The 8,948-nt window shown below is 74.5% G+C and carries 8 protein-coding genes; 6 read left to right on the top strand and 2 right to left on the bottom strand.

Annotated elements, in window-relative coordinates; all coding sequences use genetic code 11:
- Positions 1-146: 146 nt before the first annotated feature.
- Positions 147-1,511 (bottom strand): NAD(P)/FAD-dependent oxidoreductase, encoded by a 1,365-nt coding sequence (locus tag ACH4SE_RS14330; protein WP_398543662.1) that lies wholly within the window; start codon positions 1,509-1,511, stop codon positions 147-149.
- A 277-nt stretch (positions 1,512-1,788) separates the two neighbouring features.
- On the opposite strand from ACH4SE_RS14330, the gene ACH4SE_RS14325 reads away from it, so the two are divergent.
- Entirely contained in the window at positions 1,789-2,310 is a 522-nt protein-coding gene (locus ACH4SE_RS14325) for a hypothetical protein (protein WP_398543661.1), read from the top strand.
- On the opposite strand, the gene ACH4SE_RS14320 is transcribed toward ACH4SE_RS14325, so the two are convergent.
- Complete coding sequence (locus ACH4SE_RS14320) at positions 2,282-3,535, bottom strand: MFS transporter (protein ID WP_398543660.1); 1,254 nt, start codon at positions 3,533-3,535, stop codon at positions 2,282-2,284. The genes ACH4SE_RS14325 and ACH4SE_RS14320 overlap by 29 nt on opposite strands.
- Positions 3,536-3,750: 215 nt before the next feature.
- Here ACH4SE_RS14320 and ACH4SE_RS14315 point away from each other — a divergent pair, with 215 nt between their 5' ends.
- The 5 genes from ACH4SE_RS14315 (at position 3,751) to ACH4SE_RS14295 (ending at position 8,939) form a co-directional block, all read left to right on the top strand.
- Complete coding sequence (locus tag ACH4SE_RS14315) at positions 3,751-4,215, top strand: MarR family winged helix-turn-helix transcriptional regulator (RefSeq protein ID WP_398543659.1); 465 nt, start codon at positions 3,751-3,753, stop codon at positions 4,213-4,215.
- A gap of 110 nt (positions 4,216-4,325) precedes the next feature.
- Complete coding sequence (locus ACH4SE_RS14310; protein ID WP_398543658.1) at positions 4,326-4,964, top strand: NAD(P)-dependent oxidoreductase; 639 nt, start codon at positions 4,326-4,328, stop codon at positions 4,962-4,964.
- 105 nt (positions 4,965-5,069) lie between these two features.
- Positions 5,070-5,735, top strand: a complete 666-nt coding sequence (locus ACH4SE_RS14305) for an epimerase (protein ID WP_398543657.1) — start codon at positions 5,070-5,072, stop codon at positions 5,733-5,735.
- Positions 5,736-5,835: 100 nt separating this feature from the next.
- The gene (locus ACH4SE_RS14300) at positions 5,836-6,579 is read left to right on the top strand and encodes an HAD family hydrolase (protein ID WP_398543656.1); all 744 of its coding nucleotides are present in this window, start codon (positions 5,836-5,838) and stop codon (positions 6,577-6,579) included.
- Complete coding sequence (locus ACH4SE_RS14295) at positions 6,576-8,939, top strand: glycoside hydrolase family 65 protein (RefSeq protein WP_398543655.1); 2,364 nt, start codon at positions 6,576-6,578, stop codon at positions 8,937-8,939. The genes ACH4SE_RS14300 and ACH4SE_RS14295 overlap by 4 nt, the downstream gene beginning before the upstream one ends.
- Positions 8,940-8,948: the final 9 nt, after the last annotated feature.

Below are 8,948 nucleotides of genomic sequence, written 5' to 3'. Positions count from 1 at the left end.
GGCCTCGACGGAGTCCGCACCACCATCGCGATGATGCGCACCCCCGACGGCAACGGAAAGCTCGAACTGACGGCCTTCCACTCCCCCGCGGCGATGCCCCCCCCCCCCCCCCCCCCCCCCCCCCCCCCCCCGCGCCCGTACCGCCGTCAGGTCTGCGGCTGTGTCTCGGCGACCTGCGCGCGCAGCTCCTCGGGCGACAGGTACGCGTCGGTGTACTCGAAGTCCCGCAGCGTGGCGGGCTTGCGCGACTGGAAGCCGGTGCGGACGAAGTCGTCCCCGGCCACGGCGTTCAGCAGCCAGTTCGTCATCACCCGGGTCTTGGCGACGTTGGTGCGCAGCGCCGACCAGTGGTAGCCGCGGGCGACGGCCTGCGCGGCCATGCCGCGCAGCTCGATGCCCATCGGCTTGGACACCGCGTCGCGGCCGCCGAGGTCGACGACCAGGCCCAGGTCCTTGTGCCGGTAGGGCTTCAGCGGCCGGTGCCGGATGGCGGCGATGACGTTGTCGGCGGCGCGCACGCCCTGGCGCATCGCGTGCTGCGCGGTGGGCGGGCAGACCGCGTCCTCCGCGTCCTTGGTGAGGTCGGGGACGGCCGCGGCGTCGCCGAGCGCGAAGACCCCGTCCCGGCCCGGCACCGTCATCTCGGGGGTGACGACGAGCCGGCCGCGCGCGGTCGGCGCGTCCAGCGTGCCCATCAGCGGACTCGCCACGACGCCCGCGGTCCAGATGAGGGTGCGGCAGGGCACCACCCGGCCGTCGGTGAAGGTCACCTCGTTCGGCGACGCCTTGGCGACGGACACCCCGAGGGAGATCTCGATGCCGCGGTCCCGCAGGATCTGCTGGGCGCTGTCACCGAGCTTCTCGCCCAGCTCCGGCATGAGCTTGGGGGCGATGTCGATCAGGTGCCACTTGATGAGCTTCGGGTCCAGCCGCGGGTAGCGGCACAGCGCGGCGGTCGTCAGCCGCTGGAGGCACGCCGCGGTCTCGGTGCCCGCGTAGCCGCCGCCGACGACCACGAACTGCAGCCGCGACTCGCGCTCCACGGGGTCGTGCGAGGCGTCGGCGAGGTCCAGCTGCGCGATGACGTGGTCGCGTACGTACGCGGCCTCGGCCAGCGTCTTCATCCCGCGGGCGTTGTCGACGAGGCCGGGGATGTCGAAGGTGCGGGTGATGCTGCCGGGGGCGAGGACGATGTAGTCGTAGGGCTCGTTGAAGATCTCGTCCGTTATCGTCCGCACCACGCAGACCTTGGCCTTGGTGTCCACGCCGATCGCGCCGCCGGGGATGATCCGGGTGCGGTAGCGCCGGCTGCGGCGCAGCGACACGGCGATCGACTGCGGGGTGAGGATGCCGGAGGCGACCTGCGGCAGCAGCGGCAGGTAGAGCTGGTAGGAGAACGGCGTCACGAGGGCGATGTCCGCCTCGTCCCGGCCGAGGTTGCGTTCCAGCCTGCGGACGCAGCCCACTCCGGCGAAGCCGGCTCCCACCACGAGGATCCTGGGTCGTGCCACGATGTCCGTCCCTTCTGGGGCTGCGTACGGGTCCGGCCGTTCGCCTTCCCGCCGCCGGCGGCTTCGCACCTCCTCCTGTCCTACCCCGGTGCCCGGGCCGCCGCCAGCCGGGCGGCCCCGACCGGAGGGCGCGGCCGCCGGGCGGTGCGGGCGCTTCCGGGCGGGGTCGGTTCGGGGCGGGCGCCACTACGATGCAGGTGCTCTCGCACGGTTCGCCCTCGACGTTCTCCCGGGGCCGCGGACAGGCCCCGGGACCCCCCACTTCCGGAGGTAGACAATGCGCAGCACGCACCATCGGTTACGGAGCCTCGGCATCACCGCTGCCGTCGTCCTGCTGGGCGGCGCGGCCGGGATGTCGTCGGCGGCGGCGGCCCAGGTCGACCCGCTGCCGGTCCAGCCGCACCAGACCTTCGTCGGCCAGGTCAACGGCGTCACGATCGGCGCGGTGATCCAGGTCGGCTGCTTCGGCCCGGTGAGCGGTACCTCGACCGGCCACCCGCTGGCCGGCCAGACGGTGTCGGTCCAGCTGGTCTCCGGTGCGACCCCGGTCTCGGCCCGGGTCGGCTACACCGGTGAATCCGCCGACCGCGTCCGGGTCGGCTTCGGGAACGCGACGTCGGCGGTGCCGACCACCGAGATCAAGGCGTACGGCGTGAAGGTGCCGATCCCGCAGGACATCAGCCTGCCCTGCTTCGGCACCGGCACCGTGGGCTTCCTGCCCGCGCCGACGAGCACGACCGCGCAGCCCGCGACCGTCGACGTGACGTACGTCAGCGTGGGCGCGACACCGGCGGGCTGAGTTCGGCGGCCGCCGCCGCGGACGGGTCCGCGGCGGCGGGTCCGGCCGCGGAGCGGGCGACGACCCGGCCCGGACGGCGGGCGCCGCGGCGCTCCAGCACCATCGACGTCACGGCCAGCAGCACCGCGCCGCCGGCCAGGCCGACGCCGACCCAGTTGGCCGCGGTGTAGCCGTGGCCGGCCGAGATGACCAGGCCGCCGAGCCAGGCGGCGAGCGCGTTGCCGAGGTTGAAGGCGCCGATGTTGGCGGCCGAGGCGAGCGTCGGGGCGCCCGCGGCCTGGTCCAGCACCCGCTTCTGCAGCGGCGGGGTGGTGGCGAAGCCGAACGCGCCGACGGCGAAGACCGTGACCGCGGCGGCGGCCTGGTGGTGCGCGGTCACGGTGAAGGCGGCGAGCACGGCGGCGAGCCCGCCGAGCGCGGTGAGCAGCGCGGGCATCAGCCGCCGGTCGGCGAGCCGGCCGCCGGCCAGGTTGCCGACGACCATGCCGAGGCCGAGCAGCACCAGCAGCCAGGTCACGCCGCCGTCGGAGAAGCCGGCCACGTCGGTCATCATCGGCGCGAGGTAGGTGATGGCGGCGAAGACCCCGCCGAAGCCGAGGACGGTCGTGCCGAGCGCGAGCAGCACCTGCGCGTTGCGCAGGACGGCGATCTCGTGCCGCAGGCGCACCCCCTCCGGCCGCGGCAGGTCGGGGACCAGGCGGGCGACGCCGAGCAGGCCCGCGACGCCGAGGACGGCGACCACGAGGAAGGTGACCCGCCAGCCCGCGCCCTGGCCGACGAGCGTGCCGAGCGGCACCCCGACGACGTTGGCGACCGTCAGCCCGGTGAACATCGTCGCGATCGCGCCGGCCCGCCGGGCGGGCGCGACGAGCTCGGCCGCGACGACCGAGCCGATGCCGAAGAAGGCGCCGTGCGCGAGCGAGGTGAGCACCCGTCCGGCCAGCAGCACCGCGAAGTCCGGGGCGGCGGCCGAGAGGAGGTTGCCGGCCGTGAACAGCCCCATGAGCAGCATCAGCATCCGCTTGCGGGCGATCCGGGTGCCCAGCGCCGTCATCAGCGGCGCTCCGGCGACGACGCCGAGCGCGTACCCGGTGACGACCAGCCCGGCGGTCGGGACCGAGACGCCGAAGGAGTCGGAGATCTGCGGCAGCAGCCCGATCGGGACGAATTCGGTGGTGCCGATCCCGAAGGCCCCTATGGCCAGGGCCAGCAGAGCGAGAGGCATGAGGCGCAACCCTTCCGGTGGTCCGTGGGTCCGCGGGACCCCTCCCCCGCGGCTCCGCCACCGCACAGCGCGGCAGCACGTTGCCCGCGAGAGCACGTAACAAGCGTTGACAATAATTGCAGACGCGGATTAATTGCAAGCGCGTTAGGCTGGGGGCCGACGCGCACGGCGGCGGAGCCGGGCGCCGGACCGCCCGTACCGGGCCAGGAGGAGCGATGACCGCCACGGATCCGGCCATGACCGCACTCGCCGGCGGGTGGTGCGCACTGTCCCTGCTGCACGGCCGGATCGAGGCGCACGTCGAGCGCGCCCTGCAGCACGACCACGAGCTGAGCGTGCGGGAGTTCTCGCTGCTGGACGTGCTCAGCCGGCAGCACGACGGCGAGGGCGGCCACCTCCAGATGAAGCAGGTCGCCGACGCGGTGGTGCTCAGCCAGTCCGCGACGACCCGGCTGGTCACCCGGCTGGAGGAGCGCGGGCTGCTGTCGCGCTACCTGTGCCCGACCGACCGGCGGGGCATCTACACCGACGTCACCCCGGCCGGCGCGGAGCTGCTGGCCGCCGCCCGCCCCACCAACAACGCGGCGCTGCGCGAGGCCCTCGACCAGGCCGCCCTGGACCCGCGGCTCGCCCCGCTCGTCAGTGCCGTCGAACACCTCGCCGAGCCCGTCCGCGCCTGACCGCCACGCCCCGCACGCGGCGCACGCGGGTACGGTACGAGCAGGGCCGCGGCCCGGCGCCCGCCGGTGGCGCGCCCCGCGGGACACGTCACCAGCAGGAGGAGGACGCCGTGCGCGTCGCGGTCTTCGGCAGCACCGGCGCGACCGGGCGCCAGGTGGTCGCCCAGGCGCTGGCCGCCGGCCACGAGGTGACCGCCTTCGTGCGCGACCCGGCCAAGGCGCCCCCCGCACGGCAGGGGCTCACGATCGCCACCGGGCAGGTGACGTCCGACCAGGAGGCGGTGACCGCCGCCGTCACCGGCACCGACGCCGTGATCGTCACGCTGGGCACCGAGCGCAGCCTGCGGGGGCTGCGCGCGCCCGCGGTGATGGCCGGGGCGGCGCCGCGGATCGTCGCGGCGATGCGCGCCGCGGAGGTCTCCCGGGTGGTGTGGCTGTCCGGCCTCGGCGTCGGCGACACGCTCGCGGAGGTCCCGCCGCTGCCGCGGCTCGGCTACCGGCTGCTCCTCGGCCGCGTCTACGCCGACAAGGCCGCGGGCGAGCGGGTGCTCCGGGACAGCGGTCTGGACTGGACGCTGGTCTACCCGGTGATGCTCACCAACGGCGCCCGTACCGGCCGCTACCGGCACGGCGAGCAGCTCGACCTGCGCGGGGTGCCGACCGTCTCCCGCGCCGACGTCGCCGACTTCCTGCTGGGCCGGGCCGTCGCCGGCGACTACCTCCACAAGATCGCGGTCGTCGCCGACTGAGCCGTGAACCGGCCCGCCCGCCGGGGGGGTTACCATCGTCCCCCCGCGGGTGCCGCCGGCGCCCGGACAGCGGCGGCGGATCCGGGAAGGCGGCGGCGGCCCGCGATGAAGGTGGTTGTCTTCGGTGCCTCGGGCACGGCCGGGCACGGGGCGCTGCGCGCCGCGCTGCAGGACGGCGGGGTGACCGAGGTGGTCTCGGTGGGGCGCGGCCCGCTGGGCACCGGTCACCCCAAGCTGCGCGAGGTCGCGCACTCCGACTTCACCGACCTGGCCCCGGTCGCCGCCGAGCTGGACGGCGCCGACGCCTGCTTCTACTGCCTGGGGGTCTCCACCACCGGGCACAGCGCCGAGGTCTACCGCCGGGTCAGCTTCGACTTCCCGCTCGCCGCCGCCCGGCTGCTGTCCGCCGGCAACCCGGCCCTGACGTTCACCTACGTCTCGGGCGCCGGCGCGGACAGGACCGAGCAGGGCCGGGTGGCGTGGGCTCGCGTCAAGGGCCGCACCGAGAACGCGCTGCTGGCGATGGACATGCGGGCGTACATGTTCCGCCCCGGCCGGATCCGCCCGGGGGACGGCACCGTCTCCGGCACCCCGCTCCACCGCGCGGTCCACCGGCTGACCTCCCGGCTGCACCCGCCGGCGCACCGGCTGGTGCCGGACCGGGTGACCACCGCCGGGCTGCTGGGCCGTTCGATGCTGGCCGTCGTGCGGCTGGAGGGCGCGGGCCCCCACATCCTCTCCACCCGGGACATCAACCGGCTCGGCGCCTGAGCACCGCGCCCGCACCGGCGGCGGGCGGCCGTTCGGCGAGTCGGGCGGTCTTCGCAGGCGGCGGACATACCCCGCCCGGTCAGCGGGCACAAGCAGCGTCATGACCGAGATCGGCCTTCCCGACGGCATCCGTGCCTGCCTCTTCGACCTCGACGGTGTCCTCACCCCGACGGCGCTGGTGCACGCCGCCGCCTGGAAGGACACCTTCGACGCGGTGCTGCGCACCATCGAGGGCCCGGACTTCCAGCCCTTCGACGCCACCGCCGACTACGACACCTACGTCGACGGCCGGCCGCGCGCGGACGGCGTGCGCAGCTTCCTGTCCTCGCGCGGCATCGAACTGCCCGAGGGCGAGGAGGACGACCCGCCCGAGCTGAACACCGTGCACGGCGTCGGCAACCGCAAGAACGTCCTGGTGCTGGAGAAGATCCGGGAGGAGGGCGTCGCGCCCTACCCCGGTTCGGTGCGCTACCTGGAGGCGGTGCGCGCCGCCGGCCTGCGCACCGCGGTGGTCTCCTCCTCCGCCAACTGCCGGGACGTGCTGGTGGCCGCCGGGATCGAGCAGCTGCTCGACGTGCGGATCGACGGCAACGTCGCCCGCGAGCGGGGCCTGCGCGGCAAGCCCAAGCCCGACACGTACCTGGAGGCGGCGAGCGACCTGGGCTTCGGCCCCGGCGAGTCGGCGGTGTTCGAGGACGCGCTGGTCGGCATGGACGCCGGGCGCGCCGGGCGGTTCGGCCGCGTGGTGGGCGTGGACCGCACCGGGCAGGCCGAGGAGCTGCGCCGGCACGGCGCCGACACGGTCGTCACCGATCTCGCCGAGCTGCTGGGGCACGGCAGGTGATCACCGACCCGGCCTACGAGGTCTCGCCGTGGAGCCTGCGCGAGCTGGAGCTCAACCTCGACCTGCTGCCGCAGAGCGAGTCGGTGTTCGCGCTGTCCAACGGGCACATCGGATGGCGCGGCAACCTCGACGAGGGCGAGCCCAACGGCCTGCCCGGCTCGTACCTCAACGGGCTGCACGAGCTGCACCCGCTGCCGTACGCGGAGGCCGGCTACGGCTACCCCGAGTCGGGGCAGACGGTCATCAACGTCACCAACGGCAAGCTGATCCGGCTGCTGGTCGACGACGAGCCGTTCGACCTGCGCTACGGCACGGTCCGCTCGCACGTGCGGGAACTGGACCTGCGGGCCGGGGTGCTGCGCCGCGAGTGCGAGTGGGTCTCGCCCGCCGGGCGCGCGGTGCGGGTGCGCTCGACGCGGATGGTGTCCTTCCAGCAGCGCGCGGTCGCCGCCATCGCCTACGAGGTCGAGCCGCTGGACGGCGAGGTGCGGCTGGTGGTGCAGTCGGAGCTGGCGGCCAACGAGGAGGTGCCGCACTCCTCCGGCGACCCGCGGGTGTCGGCCGCGCTGTCCTCGCCGCTGCGCAGCGAGGAGCACGGCGCGTCGGGCACCCGGCTGCGGCTGGTGCACTCCACCACCCGCAGCGGCCTGCGGCTCGCGGTGGCCGCCGACCACCGGGTGGAGGGCCCGGCGGGCACCACGCAGGTGTCGGCGGACTCCGCCGAGGACGTGAGCCGGCTGACCGTCACCTCGGTGGTGGGCACGGGCCAGACCCTGCGGCTGGAGAAGTTCGTCGCCTACGGGTGGTCGGCCACGCGCTCGCTGCCGGCGCTGCGCGACCAGGCGGACGCGGCGCTGGTGGGCGCCCGGGACACCGGCTGGAAGGGCCTGCTCGACCAGCAGCGGGCGTATCTGGACGACTTCTGGGAGCGCGCCGACGTCGAGGTGGACGGCGACACCGAGATCCAGCAGGCGGTGCGGTTCGCGCTCTTCCACGTCCTCCAGGTCGGCGCGCGGGCCGAGGAGCGGGCGCTGCCGGCCAAGGGCCTGACCGGCTCGGGCTACGACGGCCACACCTTCTGGGACGCCGAGACGTTCGTGCTGCACCTGCTGTGCCTCACCTCGCCGCGGGCCGCGGCCGAGGTGCTGCGCTGGCGGTACAACACGCTGCCGGCCGCGAAGGAACGGGCCCGGCAGCTCGGCTTCGAGGGGGCCGCTTTCCCATGGCGGACCATCAACGGCGAGGAGGCGTCGGGCTACTGGCCGGCCGGAACGGCGGCCTTCCACGTCAACGCCGACATCGCCGACGCCGTCGTCCGCTACGTCGCCGCCACCGGCGACGAGGCGTTCGAGCGGGACACCGGCCTGGAACTCCTCGTGGAGACGGCCCGGTTGTGGCGCTCGCTCGGCCACCACGACCACGCCGGGGCCTTCCACATCGACGGCGTGACGGGGCCGGACGAGTACAGCGCGATCAGCGACGACAACGTCTACACCAACCTCATGGCGCAGGCGAACCTGGACGCCGCCGCCGACGCCGCCGAACGCCACCCGCGGCACGCCGCGGCGCTGGGCGTGACCGACGAGGAGACGGCGGCCTGGCGGGACGCCGCGGCGGCGATGGCGCTGCCCTACAACGACGACCTCGGCGTGCACGAGCAGTCGATGGGCTACACCCGGCACCAGGTGTGGGACTTCGGCGCCACCGACCCCGAGAACTACCCGCTGATGCTGCACTACCCGTACTTCGACCTGTACCGCAAGCAGGTCGTCAAGCAGGCGGATCTGGTCCTGGGGATGTACCTGCGCGGTGACGCCTTCACCCCGGAGCAGAAGGCGCGCAACTTCGCCTACTACGAGCCGCTGACCGTACGCGACTCGTCGCTGTCGGCCTTCGGGCAGGCGGTGATCGCCGCCGAGGTGGGGCACCTGCAGCTGGCGTACGACTACATCGGCGAGTCGGCGCTGATCGACCTGGAGGACCTGGAGAACAACGCCCGCGACGGCCTGCACATCGCCGCGCTGGCCGGGACCTGGACGGCGCTGGTGGCCGGGTTCGGCGGGATGCGCATGGTGGACGGCGGGCGGTGCATCGGCTTCGCGCCCAAACTCCCCGAGGCGCTCAGCCGGATGGCCTTCCGGCTGCTCTACCGCGGCCGGCGGCTGCGCGTGGAGGTGGGCAGGACGAAGGCGACGTACACGATGTCGTGCGGGGAGCCGCTGGAGGTCCGGCACTACGACACGCGCTTCACGCTCACCGCGGGCGAGCCCGTCGAGCACGGGCTGCCGGAGGTCAACCACCGCCCGCCGCCCCAGCAGCCCCCCGGCCGGGCGCCGTTGCGGCGCCACCACGCGACGTAGGACGCCGGC

Origin of the sequence: Streptomyces sp. NPDC020983, assembly GCF_044333485.1 — a bacterium.
Lineage (GTDB): Bacteria > Actinomycetota > Actinomycetes > Streptomycetales > Streptomycetaceae > Actinacidiphila.
This window is presented reverse-complemented; position numbering and strand designations above follow the sequence as displayed.

Bases quoted from the DNA above. Each gene is read 5' to 3' on its own strand.
- ACH4SE_RS14305 (WP_398543657.1), top strand. From the start codon at position 5,070: ATGAAGGTGGTTGTCTTCGGTGCCTCGGGCACGGCCGGGCACGGGGCG.
- ACH4SE_RS14320 (WP_398543660.1), bottom strand. From the start codon at position 3,535: ATGCCTCTCGCTCTGCTGGCCCTGGCCATAGGGGCCTTCGGGATCGGC.
- ACH4SE_RS14325 (WP_398543661.1), top strand. From the start codon at position 1,789: ATGCGCAGCACGCACCATCGGTTACGGAGCCTCGGCATCACCGCTGCC.
- ACH4SE_RS14300 (WP_398543656.1), top strand. From the start codon at position 5,836: ATGACCGAGATCGGCCTTCCCGACGGCATCCGTGCCTGCCTCTTCGAC.
- ACH4SE_RS14315 (WP_398543659.1), top strand. From the start codon at position 3,751: ATGACCGCCACGGATCCGGCCATGACCGCACTCGCCGGCGGGTGGTGC.